Raw genomic sequence first — 16,789 nt, forward strand, 5'->3', positions numbered from 1 at the left:
ATGTCTGTGGTAATGGCGTATCATAATTCTCACGATCCATTCTTCCGCAGCCCCTTTGGGGCGGTTCAATGCAGCGGTCTTCTGCGCTTAAGGCTGCTTATGCGGCCGGAGGATTCTTCTGGTGCAGATAGTCCGGTTCAGGAGTGCTTTTTGCGCTTATGGGTGCAGGACCGGGAGGAGCGGCTGCCCATGATCAGGGTGGAAGAAGCAGCATGCTGTGGGGAGCAAGAAGAAGGGTCAGCCTCTTATGGGAGGCAAGGAACAGGGACAGTCTATGAGGCGGAATACCCTCTTCCTCATGAACCGGGAATCATCTGGTACTACTTTGTTTTCATGATAGGGGGAGCAACCCGTTTCTATGGCAATAATCAGGAAGAACTGGGAGGAGTCGGTGAGCTCCGTTTATCCGAGCCTCCCGGTTATCAAATTACAGTCTACCGACCCATGGCCTTGCCAAGCTGGTACACCCAGGGCATCATGTATCAGATCTATGTGGATCGCTTCTTTAACGGGGATGAACAGGGAAAAGTCCTCAATCCCCGCCCCCGCTCCCTAATCCATGGCGACTGGTATGATACCCCTTTCTATATTAAAAATGAAAAGGGCGAAGTCCTGCGTTGGGACTTTTTCGGCGGCAACCTTGCCGGTGTCATTAAAAAGCTTCCTTATCTTAAGGAATTAGGGGTGAGTATCCTTTATTTGAACCCCATCTTCGATTCCTCCAGCAACCATAAGTATGACACGGGGAATTATCTCACCCTTGATCCCATGTATGGAGATGAAGAGACCTTTGCTCAATTAATTAAGGAAGCCCAAAGCTTAGGAATCGCGATTATTCTGGATGGGGTGTTCAGTCATACCGGTGATGACAGTATTTATTTCAATCGTTACGGAAGATATCCTGGTTTAGGCGCCTATCAATCTCCGGATTCCCCCTATTCTTCCTGGTATCAATGTCAGGGGGAAGGACAGGAAAAAAAATATTCCTGCTGGTGGGGAGTGTCCACTCTCCCTGAAGTTTGGGAAATGGAGCCTTCTTATCGCGAGTTCATCATTCACTCTTCCCAGGGAGTCCTTCAGTCTTGGATGAAGCGGGGGATTAAAGGCTGGCGTCTGGATGTGGCCGACGAGCTTCCCGATGAATTCATTCAGGAGTTCCGCCAGGTGATGAAAACCATGGACCCTGAGGGAGTCCTGATCGGTGAGGTCTGGGAGGACCCCACCTATAAATTCAGCTATGGCAAGCTCAGGCAGTATTTCTGGGGGGAAGAACTGGATGCCACCATGAATTATCCTTGGCGGAATATCTTTCTCCAGTACTTCCTTGGGCAGATCGATGCCGGTCAGGCCCATAAACGCATCATGAATCTCTATGAAAACTACCCCCGGGAAAACTTTTTCGGGCAGATGAATTTGATCGGTAGCCATGACCGGGCCCGGATTCTCACCCTCCTCGGTGAAGCGCCGCCGCCGGAGCAGCTCTCCGCCGTGGAACAGGAGCAGTATCGCTTGCCTGCCCCTGCCCGGCATCTGGCTGTCCAGCGGTTAAAGCTGCTGACTCTCCTGCAGATGAGCTTCCCCGGTATTCCCTGCCTGTATTACGGCGATGAAGCGGGCTGTGAGGGATATCCCGATCCCTATAACCGGGGGACCTATCCATGGGGAAGGGAAGACCAGGAGATTCTCCAATGGTTTAAACGGGTGCTTCGTTATCGCCGGGAATATGAGGTGCTGCGGCAAGGTGAATTCTCTTCCTGGTCCGAGGGAAAAGAGATTTATGCTTTGAAAAGGAAGGACGAAAAAGAAGAAATTATTGTCCTGGTCAATCGCAGTGCTGAGGAGTCCGCGGAAATGACCTTGAAGCTGGAGCAGAACGTGGGGCAGGTTATCGATATCTTTGCGGGGGAAATGCTCTTCTCAAAAGAGGATGGATCGGAATCCCCCCTTGACGAATATAGTGATCACAGTCTTTCTCTTATCCTACCCCCCTTATCTGCAAAGGCTCTTTTCTGTCAGAAGCATGGTCCAAACTACTATTTTAAACAGGAGCTTATGATCCGTGCCTGCGGCATCCTTATGCATATCTCCTCCCTGCCATCCCCTTGGGGCATCGGCGATCTGGGAGAAGAAGCCTATGCTTTTGTGGATTTCCTGGCTGAAGGAGGGCAAAGCCTCTGGCAGGTGCTGCCTTTGAACCCTTTAGGGCTGGGAGATTCCCCTTACCAAAGTGAGTCCGCCTTAGCCGGCAATCCTTTACTCATCAGTCTTGATTTGCTTATTCAGGCCGGGCTGCTGACAGAGAAGGAAGCCCGCAGGGAAAGGGCCAAATATGGCGGAGGGGACGAAGGAGCTGAGGGGGCTGAAGGAGACGGGGGTAAGAGCTTTGCCCGAGTTGAGCTCTATAAAGAAAAACTGCTGCGCAAGGCTTATGAGCGGTTTAAGAAAAAAATGCCCGAGGCTAAGGGGTATTTAGACCCTCATGGTTATAGCCGGTTTATAGAAGAGAATCAGGAATGGCTGAAGGATTACGCTCTCTATAAGTGTTTAAAGCTTAAGTTCTCCGGCAGGTCGTGGCACCAGTGGGAAGAAAGCTATCGCTTGCGGAAGCCTGAGGCCCTGGAGGCTGTGACTGGAGACTACGCCGAGGAGATAAACTATATTTTCTTTGTTCAATATACTTTCGCCTATCAGTGGCAAAGGCTGAAGGACTATGCTCAGGAAAAAGGGGTAAAGATGATCGGCGATCTGCCCATTTATGTGGCCTATGACAGTTGCGACACCTGGGCTAACCGGGAGTGCTTTGCTCTGGATGAAAATAATGCTCCCACGGGAACCGCTGGGGTGCCCCCCGACTATTTCAACCCTGAGGGACAGAACTGGGGAAATCCTTTATACGATTGGGATGCTCTCCGGGCCGCCGATTATGCATGGTGGAAGCTGCGTTTCCGGCAGGGGTTGGAGCGCTTTGATGCCTTAAGACTGGACCATTTCCGTGGCTTTGAGGGCTATTGGGAAGTTCCCCCTCAGGCCGGGAGCGCGAAAGAAGGCCGCTGGCTGAAAGGGCCGGGGAAAGAATTTTTCGAAAGCCTGGTCCGTGAATTGGGGCCTTTGCCCGTCATCGCTGAGGACTTAGGTTGCATTACCCCTGAAGTCAATACCCTTAGGGCTATTTTAGGATTTCCGGGGATGAGGGTGACGCAGTTTTCCCCCTTGAAGGAAGAAGGGAATTATGTTGATTATTCCGGAACCCATGATAACGATACCCTGTTGGGTTGGTATCGCTCCCAAGGCTATAGCGATAAGGATTCCCTGGCGCAAGTAGAGAGGACCATTGAGGAGCTTTATCAAGGGAACGGTGCCTGGGTCATTCTTCCCCTTCAGGATATTCTTAAACTGGATTCCCAGGCGAGGATGAATACTCCCGGTACAATTAAAGGGAATTGGCAGTGGCGTGTAGAAAGAGGAACCTTAACTCAGAAGGTCTGTGCTCAGTTAAGGAGTTTGGCTGAAAAATACGGCCGATGAGCTTAAATTCGCTCTCTTTTTTGTAAATCAAAATCCTTGGGCTTACTTTCGGGTTTGGCGGCATAAACCTTCCTATAGAAAACCAAGCTAAAGTTTTAGAATAAAGACATGGAGGAGTTGGTTATCATTACTTCCTGGGCTCGCTTCAAGGAGTATTTATATTATGATCAAGAGATGGAATTGCTTTTAGATATAAGTCGGATGGATTTCAGTACGGAATTTTTAATGGAAATGAATGAGCCGATGAGAGATGTCTATCACCAGATTCAGCTTATGGAGAAAGGTGCTGTGGCTAACCCGGATGAGGGGCGGATGGTAGGTCATTATTGGCTGCGCAATCCGGACCTTGCTCCCTCCGCAGAAATCGCACAGGATATTAAAGGGACACTCAGAGAGATCCTTGGCTTTGTGGAGCAGATTCATGAGGGCAGGATTCAGGGAGAAAACGGGGAGCCTTTCCGCAATCTCCTCTTAGTGGGAGTTGGCGGCTCCATTCTCGGGCCCCGTTTTGTCGCCGACGCCTTGGCTTCTCCCCGGGATAAGATGAAGGCTTTCTTCATCGATAATGGAGATCCCGACGGAATCGATCGAGTCTTAGGTCAGATCGGTGAGGAACTGAAGGCCACCCTCTGCATTATTATCTCCAAGAGCGGTGGGACAGTTGAAACCCGGAACGGCATGCTGGAAGTCAGGAAGGCTTATGAGGATATAGGGCTGTCTTTCCCGGGTCATGCTGTAGCCATCACTCAACGAGGGAGTCGATTGGATAAGCTCAGCCAAAGGGAAGGCTGGCTGAGAACCTTTCCCATGTGGGATTGGGTAGGGGGAAGAACATCCCTTCTGTCGGCGGTGGGACTCTTATCCCTGGCTTTACAGGGAATAGATATTGGAGAACTTTTGCAGGGGGCTAGGGATTGCGATCAGCGAACACGGCGCCCGGATATCTTAGCTAATCCGGGAGCGCTTTTGGCTTTAATGTGGTATTATAGCACCCAGGGCCAAGGGGGAAAGCAAATGGTAGTGCTTCCCTATAAGGACCGCCTGGAACTTTTTACTAAATATCTGCAACAGTTGATTATGGAATCCCTGGGCAAGGAGAAGAATCTTAAGGGAGAAACGGTTCATCAGGGGATGACGGTCTATGGCAATAAAGGGTCCTCTGATCAGCATTCTTATCTTCAGCAGCTTCTGGAAGGTCCCGACAATTTCTTTGTGACCTTTATCGAGGTATTGAAAGATCGGCAAGCATTCTCTGCTTATATGGAGGACAACAGCACCAGCGGGGAGTATTTGCAGGCCTTTCTTTTAGGAACACGGGAAGCGTTAACCCAAAAAGGGCGTGAATCTCTGACCATCACGGTCAAAGAGGTCAACGCCTACACCATTGGCGTATTAATTGCCCTATTCGAGCGGGCTGTGAGCATTTATGCCTTGTTAGTGGGGATTAACGCCTATCATCAACCGGCTGTGGAGATGGGTAAAAAGGCGGCCGGTCAGGCTATACAATTAAAAAACAACATCGTACAGTTTTTAAAAAGCCATCCGGGCAAGAAATTTTCTGTCCCTGAGCTCGCCTTAGCCATCCAGGAAGAGGAACACCAGGAGATGCTGTTTAAGCTTTTACTCCATTTAACGATTAATACTGAACATGGGGTAAACATGGAACCGGGGCATCCTTGGTCGGAGAGCAGGTTCTTTGTAGACGGCCCCATATCCTAACTAATACGGGAATGAAAAACGAGGCGCTTCACAATGAAGTGTCTCGTTTGCGTCTGTTCCTTAAGCGTTCAGTTCCTCCATTAAAGAAAGCACTGACCCTATTCAGGTACCTACTATTTGATAATTGCTTATCTCCCTGTGAGGGAGTGGCCCTCTCATTCCTATTTTTAGAGCAGCTTAAGCTTGACCATTAATTGCACAATAAATATAATAAATATGCAATATAGTTATAAAGTACAAAAAAGTGAGGTTCCGCTATGTTAAATAAAAATGCACCCATTCCTTTACATTACCAACTTACTACAGATCTTCGTGAAGGAATAATACAAGGTACGTGGGGTGTTGGCGAAGTGTTCCCAACCGACAAAGAATTAATGAATAAATATAATATCAGCAGTACTACTGTAAGGCGTGCTGTATCACAATTAGTTCAAGAAGGGTGGCTTGATCGTAGACCTGGTAAAGGAACATTTGTTAAAAAAACTCCTATCGAGGAAACATTAGGGGAACCAACCGGTTTTTTCGAAGAAATGATAAACCGTGGATTAAAACCGAGCGCCGATGTTTTAAACGTTTCCGAGGTAGAGCTTTCCAAAAAGGAATTGGAGAAAGTCCCCCAACTGAGGATATTTAGTGAACAGAGAATGTTTGTATTTGAAAAGATACAAAAACTTAACGATGAGCCAATCGCTTATGTTAAGAGCTATTGGCCCTATGAATATGGTGTGCGAATCGCTGAGCTCGATTTATCTACTCAGGGTATTTATGAATTAATTAAAAGAGAATTTGGTTTTAGTTTAATTCGGGCAGAAGAGTTTGTGGGGGCAGATATTGCTAATAAAAAAATATCCCAATATTTAAATGTGAAGATCGGGTTTCCGGTTTTAACGATGGAGCGCATCGCTTATAATGAGCATGACAAACCCATTGAGCTTTCAATCAATGCCTACCGGGCCGATAGATATAAATATAAAGTTCATTTACAAAGAAGCGGTCAGAATTAAGCTATTACTGGCTGCTTTTTTCTGCGTAGAAAGCATAAGTTTCTCAACTTTTCCGGGAGTGGCGATAGTAAAAACAACAAATTAACCTTCTACAAGGACTTGGCACCAGCCAAGTTCTTTCTTACTAGTAAAAGCAAGCAATACCAAAGCCCCTCAATGGCTGCTGCAAAAAAGAAGATTTATTAATAATCTGAAAAATTTATCAAAAAGCTTGACTGAGTATTCACAAATACATATAATCTAAGTATATTTTAAATATTGCAATATTGTAATATTACAATGAAATCCCTTAACGAAGAATGTGATGTGAGGTGAAAAGTATAACAAAGATACGCAGTAGCGAATTATTACTAATGACGAAATTTTGGGAGGAAAATCAATGGACAACGCTATTGAAAAGTCACTCTTCATCAATGGAGAATGGCAAGCACCTATCAAGAATGAAAAAAAAGGAGTAGTTAATCCAGCAACAGGTGAGACCATTTGCGAGATCGGTTACGGCAGCGCTGAGGATGCAATTTCAGCCGTAGATATTGCCAGTCAAGCTTTCTCAGCATGGTCTTTAACTTCCGGACGTGAAAGAGCAGATATCCTGAATCGTGTCGCCGGTCTTTTGCGTGAAAGAGCGGATTATATTGGTAAGCTATTGGCTGCCGAATCAGGAAAACCTGTTCCCCAAGCAGTGGGTGAAGTTAAGTTTTCTGCTGAGTATTTTCAATGGTTCGCTGAAGAAATCAGGAGACCTTATGGAGAGCTCATTCCAGCTGATGTCGCCAACAAACGTCATCTTGTTTTTACCCAACCAGCCGGAGTAGCCCTCTGTCTTTCTCCATGGAATTTTCCAGTCTCTATTCAAGCACGGAAATTAGCCCCGGCACTGGCTGCAGGCTGTACCGTCGTTTCCAGGGCTTCTGATGTTGCTCCCTTAGGCGTAATGGAATTATATAAATGCCTACAGGATGCTGGGATCCCAAAAGGCGTAGCTAATCTCATTCAAGGTCCGGCGTCATCGACAACCGAGGTTATGATGAAGCATCCTGCCGTACGTGTCATTAGCTTTACTGGCTCTACACCTGTGGGACAGAGCTTGATGCGTCAAGCAGCCGATGGGGTACAACGCTTAGCCCTTGAACTGGGCGGCAATGCACCTTTCATCGTTTTTGAAGATGCCGATATCGAAAAAGCAGCCGATGCTGCCATGATTACTAAATTCAGAAATAACGGTCAATCTTGCATCGGCGCCAATCGTTTTTATGTTCATGAAAAGGTCTATGACCAATTCAAGGCAGCCTTTGCGGCGAGAATTGAGAAGATGAAAATCGGCAATCCTATGGCCGAGCTGGACCTTGACCTCGGCCCCATGGTTAGCCTTAAGGCTAAAACAGCAATTGAGAAGTTAGTTGGTGAAGCAGTAGCTCTTGGCGCAACCTATCTCACACCTCCAGCGGAAGTGCCGGCTGAAGGCTATTATGTTCCGCCGATTATCTTGGAAAATGTTCCGGAAACAGCTGCCTTCGCAACTGAAGAATTGTTTGCACCTGCTGCGCCAATCTTCAAGTTTAACGATGAACAAGACGTTGTTATAAAAGCCAATAGTTCAGAAATGGGTCTGGCGGCTTATGTTTATACTAATGACTTAGCCTGTGCCAGACGTGTAACAGACGCCCTGAAGTTCGGTATTATTGGTCTCAATAATGCGTTGCCTTCAGCGGCATATGCACCAATGGGTGGAGTCAAACATAGCGGTTTAGGCCGTGAAGGTGCGCGAGTGGGACTGGAAGAATTTATGGATGTTAAGTATATTGCTGCTGAGTTTTAAATAAATGGCAAGAAAATAGCAAACAAAATATTTTGTTATATGTTACACTTATTATTGTATGTGGTAATACCACATACAACATACCACTAAATGGGTGTAAGGAGTAAAAGGAGGAACGTGATGAGCAGCCATAAATTCTTAGTGCATGAAGCTCAAGATGACGTTGGCTGTTAAGGGCCTGCAAGAAGCCATGGGTGAAGTGAACCCTGACTATTCAGAAAATCTCAACAAATGACATAAGAACGAGTAATTGTTCTTCGTAGTTTTCTTAGTATAGGAAAGAAAGAGAGGGTTGTGCCATGACGGATTTAATAGTTCCTGGATTTTATAAGCGGAGAAAAGGTGCGTTGAATGATCTGGGAGCCTTTTGTCAGGATAGAGGCCGTAGGGCTCTTATTATTGGTGGCAAAATGGCCTTAGAAGCCACTGAGGAACCCATGGTGTCAAATCTGAAAATGGCAAAAGTGGAAGCATTTGTTGAATGGTATGGCGGAGAGTGTACATGGGGGAACATCAACCGGCTGGCTGACATGGCAAGTGATAAAGAGGTAGATCTAATTATAGGAGTAGGTGGTGGAAAGGTACTTGATACAGCAAAGGCCGTTGCCTATCTGGCTGAGGTTTCCTGCATTACAGTGCCGACAATTGCTGCGACTTGTGCTGCGTATACGCCGCTTTCCATTATCTATGATGACCAGGGCGTGTATCTTGAGAATAGCGGAAAGGCGGCTTGCCCTGAAGGGATATTTATTGATCCGGACATCATTGTGAGGGCGCCTGAGAAATGGCTTTATTCAGGTATAGGGGATACTTTGGCAAAATGGTATGAATTGAGGGCTACAACCTCAGGTGTAGCTCAGTCCAGTTGGACGATAGGCGGGAGCAGTAATGGCCGTGTTTGTTATGACATTATTAAAAAATTTGGGCCGCAAGCCCAAAAAACTATAGCTGGCCAAGGCAGCAGTGAAGCATTGGATTATGTTATTGATGCCATTATTTATTATGCGGGCATTTGCTCAATTTTGGGAGGTGAAAAATTCAGGGGTGCTGCGGCTCACTCAATTTATATGGGATTTACGCAAATTCCGGGCATGCATAATTTCGGCCATGGGTTATTGGTTGGTTTCGGAAATTTATGTTTGCTGGCTTTGGAGGGACGTAACGAAAGAGAAATCCTGGAGGAGATTGAGCTTGCTCGGGAATGTGGAATCCCGATTAAATTGAAAGACATAGGTGTATTCTTAGAAAGCGAACTCAAAATGATAGCCGATTTTGCCATTAAAACAAATGGTATCCATAATATGCCGATAAAAATAACCTCCGATATGATTGTTGAGGCAATTAAGTATATTGATAATTTAAGCACAAAGTATTTTTCTTAACCTGCTATATCAAGGCTTTATTAGCATAGCCAAGGTGCGAAAGTTGAGATTATGATGAAAAAGTTTGGAGGCAGAAAAATGAAAAAAAGTAAGAAATTAATGGCTTTATTAGCTGGTGTTTTGACGGCAAGTATCCTCTTCACCGGTTGTGGTGGAACTCAACAGGAAGCAATGAAAAATACCGAAGAACAGCCAAAGACTGAACAAAAGTCCGCTTATCCGGAAAAAGAAGTTATTTTTGTCTGCCCTTGGCCTGCTGGAGGTTCCAGCGATTTAATAGTACGGACATTGAGTAAAGGGCTTGATGGTATTTTTACGAAACCTGTTGTCGTAGTTAACAGAGAAGGGGCCAATGGCATTATTGCAACCTCGGGATTAACAAGTACTCCAGCCGATGGGTATACAATTTCCTCGGGTACTAACGGGCTTTTTACAACATCACCGCTTACTCAGGAAGGTGTCAATTACAGCATAGAGAACTTTGATTTCCTGGTCGGTGTAACCAATGAGCCTATAGTCATTTCAGTACCCGCCGGTTCACCCTATCAGACTTTTGAGGACTTAGTCAAAGCTTCTCAAGAACAAAATGTTACTATCCGCTATGGAAACTCCGGAATCGGCGGCATTCCTCAATTAACCTTAGCTTATTTGTTCCAATTAGCTGATATTAACGCTCAACCTATACCATTCAAAGGGACAGCACCTGCGATCACTGCGGCTATCGGCGGTCATGTTGATGCTGTTGCGTCTCACCCTGGTGAAGTAATCGAACATGCCAAAGCCGGTACATTACGTCCTTTGGCGATTTCTTCTCCCGAAAGAGCTGCTGTATTCCCCGATATGCCAACCATGAAAGAACTTGGTTACGACATTGATATGGGTGTCAGAAAGTTCGTCTTTGCACCGAAAGGAATGCCCGAGGATGTGAGAGTCACCTTGGTTGAAGCTCTAACGGAAGTTGCCAACAGTGCAGAATTTAAAAAGACCATGGAAGATGCCGGTTTAATTCATGATGTGATGACCGGTGAGGAAGTTAAAAAGTATCTCGAAGAGCAACTGCCCATTATGAAAGACTTAATTGAAAAAATGCCCAAACAATAAGAGCTGTTAGAGTCGGAAGGCAGTTGACTGCCTTCCCGCTCCTTTGGCATAAGGAAGTCATGGCATGAATTACCGATAGGAGTGGGGATTGGGATGGACAAACCTTCACGTGGCACATTAGGTTCATTGGGTTCATTGGGTATAGGAATGATAGGGATTATAGGCATCATTTACTTGATTGAAGCCTTCAAACTTCCCTTAGGGAGACTTAGTTATCCTGATCGGGGATTTATACCTGTCATCATCGGCTTTGCTTTGATAGCTTTCAGCGCTATTCAAATTATTTTGGAAGTGTTCTTTCCCCAGTTGGCCAACGAAAAGAGCATTGATATTGGCGAAGAAGACAATGGGAAAGAGGCGGCTGCCTATCCTAAGAAGCCTGTGATCATTACTGTAGCTTTGTTAATGTATTGTGCACTTTTTAATACTCTGGGATTTGTTGTGGCCACGATACCCTTAACTTTTGTTTGTTTGCGGGTAATGGAGTATAAATCCTGGTGGGTATCTCTGATCGTAGCAGTAGTTATAACACTAGTGACCTATTTTCTCTTTGTTGAATGGCTTGGCGTCTATTTCCCGTCAGGCATCTTGGGTTAGGGGGAGAAAGTAAATGGAAGGATTATTGCATGGTTTCGTGGTAGCCTTTACTCCCACAAATCTCTTGTTTGCTTTAATTGGCTGTTTCCTTGGAACTTTGGTTGGTGTACTTCCGGGTATAGGCCCAATCGGTTCCATGGCGTTGCTCTTGGGGGCTACTTATGGTTTACCTCCTGTCACCGCGATTATTATGTTTGCCGGTATCTATTATGGTTCTATGTATGGCGGGTCTACAACCTCAATTTTAGTGAACATCCCCGGCGAGTCCAGTTCTGTGGTTACAGCCATTGACGGAAATCAGATGGCCCGTAAGGGGCGGGGAGGTGCTGCTCTTTCACTGGCGGCTATCGGCTCCTTTGTGGCAGGTACCATCGGGTTAATTATTTTGACGATGCTGGCTCCAGCCTTGGCCACCCTGGCGGTGAAATTTGGCCCTCCGGAGTACTTTGCCATCGCTTTATTTGGGTTGATGATGTTATCCCAACTAAGTGGTGAAGGATTTATCAAATCCTTACTGATGGTCACCATGGGCCTGGCCATTGGTACGGTAGGGCTGGATATGATTACCGGTCTGCCCCGATTTACTTTCGGCAACTTGGATTTGCAGACCGGCATAGACTTTGTGCCCATGGCCATGGGGTTGTTTGGTATTGCCGAAGTGCTTTTGATAGCTGAACAGAAGGTTCAGGAAAACAAGGAAGTGATCAAGGTAAAGCTGAGGGATCTGCTGCCCAACCGTGATGAGGCCAAGCGTTCCGTAGGCCCCACCCTGAGGGGTTCGATCCTGGGATTCTTTATCGGATTGATACCCGGTCCTTCAGCCGTTATCGGAACTTTTACCTCTTATATTCTGGAGAAAAAAATCAGCAGACATCCTGAGGAGTTCGGCAAAGGGGCGCCTGAAGGGGTGGCAGGACCGGAATCAGCCAATAATTCCGCGGCTACAGGAGCCTTTGTTCCTTTATTATCTCTGGGGATACCCTTTGCACCACCTACGGCTTTACTGCTGTCGGCGATGCTCATTCATGGTATTACTCCAGGTCCTCTCTTAATGACAGACCATCCCGATATATTCTGGGGAGTCATTGCCAGCATGTATATCGGCAACGTGATGCTCTTAGCTTTAAATTTACCCTTGGTCGGCTTGTTCGTCCGTTTGCTGAGAACTCCGTCCAATCTGCTTATGCCCATTATCGTTGTCTTGTGTATTATCGGCGCTTTTGCGGTGAACAGCACAGTAACCGATATCATGATCATGGTGATATCGGGTGTGGCCGGCTATCTTTTCCGAAAGATTGGTCTCCCCGTCGCTCCATTATTGTTGGCCCTGGTCATCGGACCGATGATGGAAGAATCCTTGCGCCAGTCGCTTTTGCTTTCTCAAGGCAGCTTTAGTATCTTTGTAACTCAGCCTTTAGCGAGGACGTTACTGATCATTACGGCTTTAGTCATTATTGTGCCCAGGTTCTTTAAGGTTTTCAAAAAGAAAGCTCAAACCAATTAGTCGGATACCGATAGTTTATTTTGTAACAAAAAACATGGATTATTTTAGGAGGTTCACAGAATGAAAGGACGCTTATTAGAAGGAATAGTTACAGCTGCAATTACACCATTTGCTCAAAAAGGGACTATTGATCGGGAAGCTGTTAAGACTTTTTGTGATTTTCAGATTGCCAAAGGTTGTCACGGTTTGTTTGCTGTCGGCTCGACAGGGGAATTCCCTTTAATGACCATAGAAGAAAGAAAACAAACTGCGGAAGTCTATGTCGAAGCAGTCGATCATAGGGTTCCCTTTGCCGTGCATGTAGGGTCAACCAGGATTGAAGAGGCTGTTGAATTAACCAGGCATGCCAGTGAACTTGGTGTAGATGGTGTGATGGCAGTACCTCCGTATTATTATCCCTTTGATGATGACTGTCTGTTCGAATACTTTACAACCATAGCTCATGTCGATCCCGAACTGCCGTTTTATGTTTATAATTTTCCGGCATCAGCCAAAAATGATGTGACACCTAAATTGATTAAAAGACTGCATGAAGCTTGCCCTAATATTGTGGGCGTTAAGGACACCAGTCAAAATTATTTAAGATTTGTCGATTATATCGATATCTTGGGTAAAGACTTCTATAACCTGATGGGCAGTGATGCTATGGTTCTGGCGGCCCTGGTCATGGGGGGGAAGGGCGCAGTTTCTGCTACTGCGACATCTTTCCCTGAATTGATGGTTAAGATTTATGATAATTATCAAGCGGGGGACCTTGTCCAGGCCCAAAAACTGCAATTATTGGCCTCCAGGCTGCGGATCGTCTTCAATAAACCGCCTTTCTTAGCACCGCGCAAATTGGCCTTGCAAATGAGGGGGTTCGACTTTCCCTTTGTCAGACAATCTTTGCGAGCTATGACAAAACAGGAAATAGATACCTTTAAAAGTGAAATAGCCAAATTAGAGGAGGAGTTTGCATTCGAATTAACCTCCGGCATCCTGTGAACTGATCATGAGCGATTAAGAAGGTGAGAGAATGGCCTTGGTAATAGAAGGTGGTTTAAATCTCCCTATGCCTCACATGGTGCCGATCCGGCAAAAGTTTTCCATGGTAGAGATAGCTGATATCGAAGGTGAAGTCAGTAAGCGTTATCAAGAATTTTCAGCTCGGGGCAGTGTCCGGCCGGGTGCTAAAATTGCCATTGCTGTGGGCAGCAGAGGAATCTGCGCTATCGATGTGATCCTCAGGACAGTGATTAAAGAACTAAAAAAACAAGGTGCCCGGCCGTTTATTATTCCGGCCATGGGCAGTCATGGCGGAGCCACCGCTGAGGGACAGATTCAAGTCCTTAAGGAGTTGGGGATAACAGAAGAAGTGATGGAGGTCCCCATTGTTTCATCCATGGAAGTCAGCCCAATCGGCCAATTGCCCAATGGCATGCCGGTGCTAGTGGATAAGAATGCCCTTGATAGCGATGGGATTGTCATCGTCAACCGGATTAAGCCCCATACAGGGTTTAAAGGAGAATTTGAAAGCGGGCTCTTGAAAATGATGACCATCGGTCTGGGAAAACATAAGGGAGCCAGCTTGGTTCACCAGTTTGGCTTGGGCATGTTTCCGGAGTTACTGCCTCAGATAGGAAGTTTAGTCATGGCAAAAGCCCCCATCTTGTTTGGCTTAGCTGTTATTGAAAATGCTTGCGATAAAATTGCTTTTTTAGAGTTTATTGACAAAGGGAATTTAATTCATCGAGAAAAAGAACTGCTTCTAAAAGCTAAAGAGCTTCTGCCCAGATTATATTTAAATGAGATAGACGTGTTAATTGTCCAGGAGATGGGTAAAGAGATCAGCGGCCCGGGAATAGATCCCAATATCACAGGAAGATCCCCTTCCAAGGCTTTTAAGGAGGAATATGTCAGCGCTCCCAGTATTAATAGGATCGTTGTCCTGGACCTTACCGCCAAAACCAGGGGCAACGCCAATGGCATGGGAATTAGCGATGTGATTACGAAGCGCTTTTTTGACAAGATAAACTTTGATTATACCTACGCCAATACCATCACAGCGACTGTTCTGGAGGCTGCCAAAATTCCCGTGATTATGCCGACGGATTATGAGGCGATTCAAGTTGCCTTGCGGGCCTGCAATGGGGTAAAACACCCCGGAAGTAAAATTGTTTGGATCAAAAATACCTTGCAGCTGGAATATATCTTTGTTTCCGACACCTATTTAGAAGACATAAAAGAAGATCTCCGGATTGAAGTATTGGGAGCCCCGGTTCCTTGGCCTTTTGCCCAGGACGGTCGCCTGAATGTAGAAGCCGGATAGTGTAGATTAAAGAAGAAGAGGTAAAGTTCATGACAGCCTTCAAATTTAAAGAGGAAAAATATAAAAGTTCTAAAGTCGTTAATGGTATCACGATGGGTGGACCCAGGGCTCACCTTAAAGGCATGGGTATCGTTAATGAAGAGCTTAAAAAGCCTTTTATCGGTATCGTCAACTCTTATAATGAAATGCACCCCGGTCATATCCATCTGAACCGGATCGCAGGTATTGTCCGGGATGGAGTCAGATTTGCCGGAGGAGTGCCCTTTGAATTCAATACCATTGCCATATGCGATGGTTTTGCTCAAGGGCATGAAGGAATGTGTTATGTTCTGCCCAGCAGAGAAAATATTGTCGATTCTGTTGAGTTGTACGTTAACGCTCATCAATTGGACGGATTAGTGTATATTGCCAGCTGTGACAAAATTGTTCCTGCCATGTTAATGGCCATGGCCAGAATCAATCTTCCTTCAATTATCGTTACCGGTGGACCCATGATGCCTGGTCGTTATAAAGGAAGAGAATGTGCAACTTATGAATTAAAAGAAGCGGCAGGACTATTGACCAGAGGAGAAATGACAGAAAAAGAATTCTTCGCTATGGAGGATGTGCTTTCCCCAGGTCCAGGCTCCTGTGCCATGATGGGTACTGCCAATAGTATGTCTGTCGCCGCCGAAGCTATGGGCTTTTCTCTCCCTGGCTGTGCTACAGCCCTTGCCGTAGAAGGTAAAAAACTGAGAATAGCCAAAGCCAGTGGGATCAGAATTGTGGAAATGGTTGAAGAAGACTTGAAAACGAGGGATATTCTCACTCAGGAGATGCTGGAAACCAGTATGCGGGTGTTAATGAGTGTGGGAGGTTCAACCAATGCTTCCTTGCATATGCCGGCGATAGCCGCTGAAGCTAAGCTGAAATTCAACCTTGATGATGTGGAGAGGATTAGTGCCACGACTCCTTACTTGGCTAAGATCAAACCCTCAGGAGTACATACTCTGAAGGATCTGGAAGATGCCGGCGGTATTCCGGTAGTCATGCAGGAATTGTCAAGTCTCATCAACCTGGACCAAATGACGGTTACCGGCCAAACATTCCGGGAAAATATCAAGGATTATGAGAATTTAAATCCCGATGTGATCAGAAAAGTGGCGAATGCTTATTCTATGCAGAGTAGCTTGGCGGTTCTCAAAGGCAGTTTAGCTCCTAAAGGATGTGTGGTAAAACAAACTGCAGTTGCCGAAGTCATGAAACGGCATGCCGGCCCGGCCCGCTGCTTCAATACCGAAGAAGCCGCTGCCGAAGCCATATTTAAAGGTGAAGTTAAACATGGTGATGTCATCATCATTCGCTATGAAGGTCCTAAAGGCGGACCGGGCATGAGGGAAATGCTGACGGCTACCTCCTCTTTAGTAGGGATGGGACTTGGTGAATCGGTGGCTTTAGTAACGGACGGAAGGTTCTCCGGTGCCACCAGAGGCCCCTGTATCGGCCACGTTTCTCCGGAAGCAGCGGCCGGGGGACCATTAGCTATTGTCCAGGATGGGGATATCATTGCCATCGATATTCCCAATCGTTCTATCGAACTGAAGGTTTCTGAAGAGGAAAGGAAAAGACGTTTTGCTGGATTGGAACATCCTCAGCCTAAAATTACTGAAGGATACCTGGTCCGTTACGCCAGGGAAGTCAGTTCAGCTGATGAGGGAGCCATTTTAAAATAGCCTTCTCCTTACTTCCTTATCTCAGGCAAGCCCGACTAAAGTCAGGCTTGCCTGCTTTAACGATGATTATTGCTGAATGTTCCACGGTAATCGTTTGACGGCCACTAGCTATGGAAAA

Annotated in this window: 11 protein-coding genes; all 11 read left to right on the plus strand. The window is 46.1% G+C overall.

Translation table 11 applies throughout. From position 1 onward, the window contains the following. Positions 1–3,525, plus strand: coding sequence for a bifunctional glycogen debranching protein GlgX/4-alpha-glucanotransferase (locus tag BUA14_RS22065; protein ID WP_072774583.1), 3,525 nt, complete (start codon positions 1–3; stop codon positions 3,523–3,525). A 117-nt stretch (positions 3,526–3,642) separates the two neighbouring features. Then, the gene (locus tag BUA14_RS22070; protein ID WP_207649563.1) at positions 3,643–5,244 is read left to right on the plus strand and encodes a glucose-6-phosphate isomerase; all 1,602 of its coding nucleotides are present in this window, start codon (positions 3,643–3,645) and stop codon (positions 5,242–5,244) included. 257 nt (positions 5,245–5,501) lie between these two features. Continuing rightward, complete coding sequence (locus tag BUA14_RS22075; RefSeq protein WP_072774585.1) at positions 5,502–6,248, plus strand: GntR family transcriptional regulator; 747 nt, start codon at positions 5,502–5,504, stop codon at positions 6,246–6,248. Between the two features lie 379 nt (positions 6,249–6,627). Further along, positions 6,628–8,067, plus strand: coding sequence for an NAD-dependent succinate-semialdehyde dehydrogenase (locus BUA14_RS22080; RefSeq protein WP_072774586.1), 1,440 nt, complete (start codon positions 6,628–6,630; stop codon positions 8,065–8,067). Positions 8,068–8,366: 299 nt separating this feature from the next. After that, complete coding sequence (locus BUA14_RS22085; protein WP_072774587.1) at positions 8,367–9,449, plus strand: iron-containing alcohol dehydrogenase family protein; 1,083 nt, start codon at positions 8,367–8,369, stop codon at positions 9,447–9,449. A 78-nt stretch (positions 9,450–9,527) separates the two neighbouring features. After that, on the plus strand, positions 9,528–10,550 hold the full coding sequence (locus BUA14_RS22090; protein WP_072774588.1) for a tripartite tricarboxylate transporter substrate binding protein: 1,023 nt from the start codon (positions 9,528–9,530) through the stop codon (positions 10,548–10,550). 93 nt (positions 10,551–10,643) lie between these two features. Then, positions 10,644–11,147 carry a tripartite tricarboxylate transporter TctB family protein gene (locus BUA14_RS22095; RefSeq protein WP_072774589.1) on the plus strand — a complete coding sequence of 168 codons (504 nt, stop codon included), beginning with the start codon at positions 10,644–10,646 and terminating at the stop codon, positions 11,145–11,147. Between the two features lie 13 nt (positions 11,148–11,160). Beyond that, the gene (locus tag BUA14_RS22100) at positions 11,161–12,651 is read left to right on the plus strand and encodes a tripartite tricarboxylate transporter permease (protein ID WP_072774590.1); all 1,491 of its coding nucleotides are present in this window, start codon (positions 11,161–11,163) and stop codon (positions 12,649–12,651) included. A 60-nt stretch (positions 12,652–12,711) separates the two neighbouring features. After that, complete coding sequence (locus tag BUA14_RS22105; RefSeq protein ID WP_072774591.1) at positions 12,712–13,635, plus strand: dihydrodipicolinate synthase family protein; 924 nt, start codon at positions 12,712–12,714, stop codon at positions 13,633–13,635. A gap of 31 nt (positions 13,636–13,666) precedes the next feature. After that, positions 13,667–14,959 carry a nickel pincer cofactor-dependent isomerase, group 22 gene (locus BUA14_RS22110; RefSeq protein WP_072774592.1) on the plus strand — a complete coding sequence of 431 codons (1,293 nt, stop codon included), beginning with the start codon at positions 13,667–13,669 and terminating at the stop codon, positions 14,957–14,959. A 29-nt stretch (positions 14,960–14,988) separates the two neighbouring features. Further along, positions 14,989–16,671 (plus strand): dihydroxy-acid dehydratase, encoded by a 1,683-nt coding sequence (gene ilvD / locus BUA14_RS22115; protein ID WP_072774593.1) that lies wholly within the window; start codon positions 14,989–14,991, stop codon positions 16,669–16,671. The last annotated feature ends 118 nt before the right edge of the window (positions 16,672–16,789 follow it).

This window comes from Desulfitobacterium chlororespirans DSM 11544, from assembly GCF_900143285.1.
In the GTDB taxonomy this organism is placed as follows: domain Bacteria; phylum Bacillota; class Desulfitobacteriia; order Desulfitobacteriales; family Desulfitobacteriaceae; genus Desulfitobacterium; species Desulfitobacterium chlororespirans.

Coding starts and splice junctions, on each gene's coding strand:
- BUA14_RS22110 (WP_072774592.1), top strand. CDS start 13,667: ATGGCCTTGGTAATAGAAGGTGGTTTAAATCTCCCTATGCCTCACATG.
- BUA14_RS22105 (WP_072774591.1), top strand. CDS start 12,712: ATGAAAGGACGCTTATTAGAAGGAATAGTTACAGCTGCAATTACACCA.
- ilvD (WP_072774593.1), top strand. CDS start 14,989: ATGACAGCCTTCAAATTTAAAGAGGAAAAATATAAAAGTTCTAAAGTC.
- BUA14_RS22100 (WP_072774590.1), top strand. CDS start 11,161: ATGGAAGGATTATTGCATGGTTTCGTGGTAGCCTTTACTCCCACAAAT.
- BUA14_RS22075 (WP_072774585.1), top strand. CDS start 5,502: ATGTTAAATAAAAATGCACCCATTCCTTTACATTACCAACTTACTACA.
- BUA14_RS22085 (WP_072774587.1), top strand. CDS start 8,367: ATGACGGATTTAATAGTTCCTGGATTTTATAAGCGGAGAAAAGGTGCG.
- BUA14_RS22090 (WP_072774588.1), top strand. CDS start 9,528: ATGAAAAAAAGTAAGAAATTAATGGCTTTATTAGCTGGTGTTTTGACG.
- BUA14_RS22080 (WP_072774586.1), top strand. CDS start 6,628: ATGGACAACGCTATTGAAAAGTCACTCTTCATCAATGGAGAATGGCAA.
- BUA14_RS22065 (WP_072774583.1), top strand. CDS start 1: ATGTCTGTGGTAATGGCGTATCATAATTCTCACGATCCATTCTTCCGC.
- BUA14_RS22095 (WP_072774589.1), top strand. CDS start 10,644: ATGGACAAACCTTCACGTGGCACATTAGGTTCATTGGGTTCATTGGGT.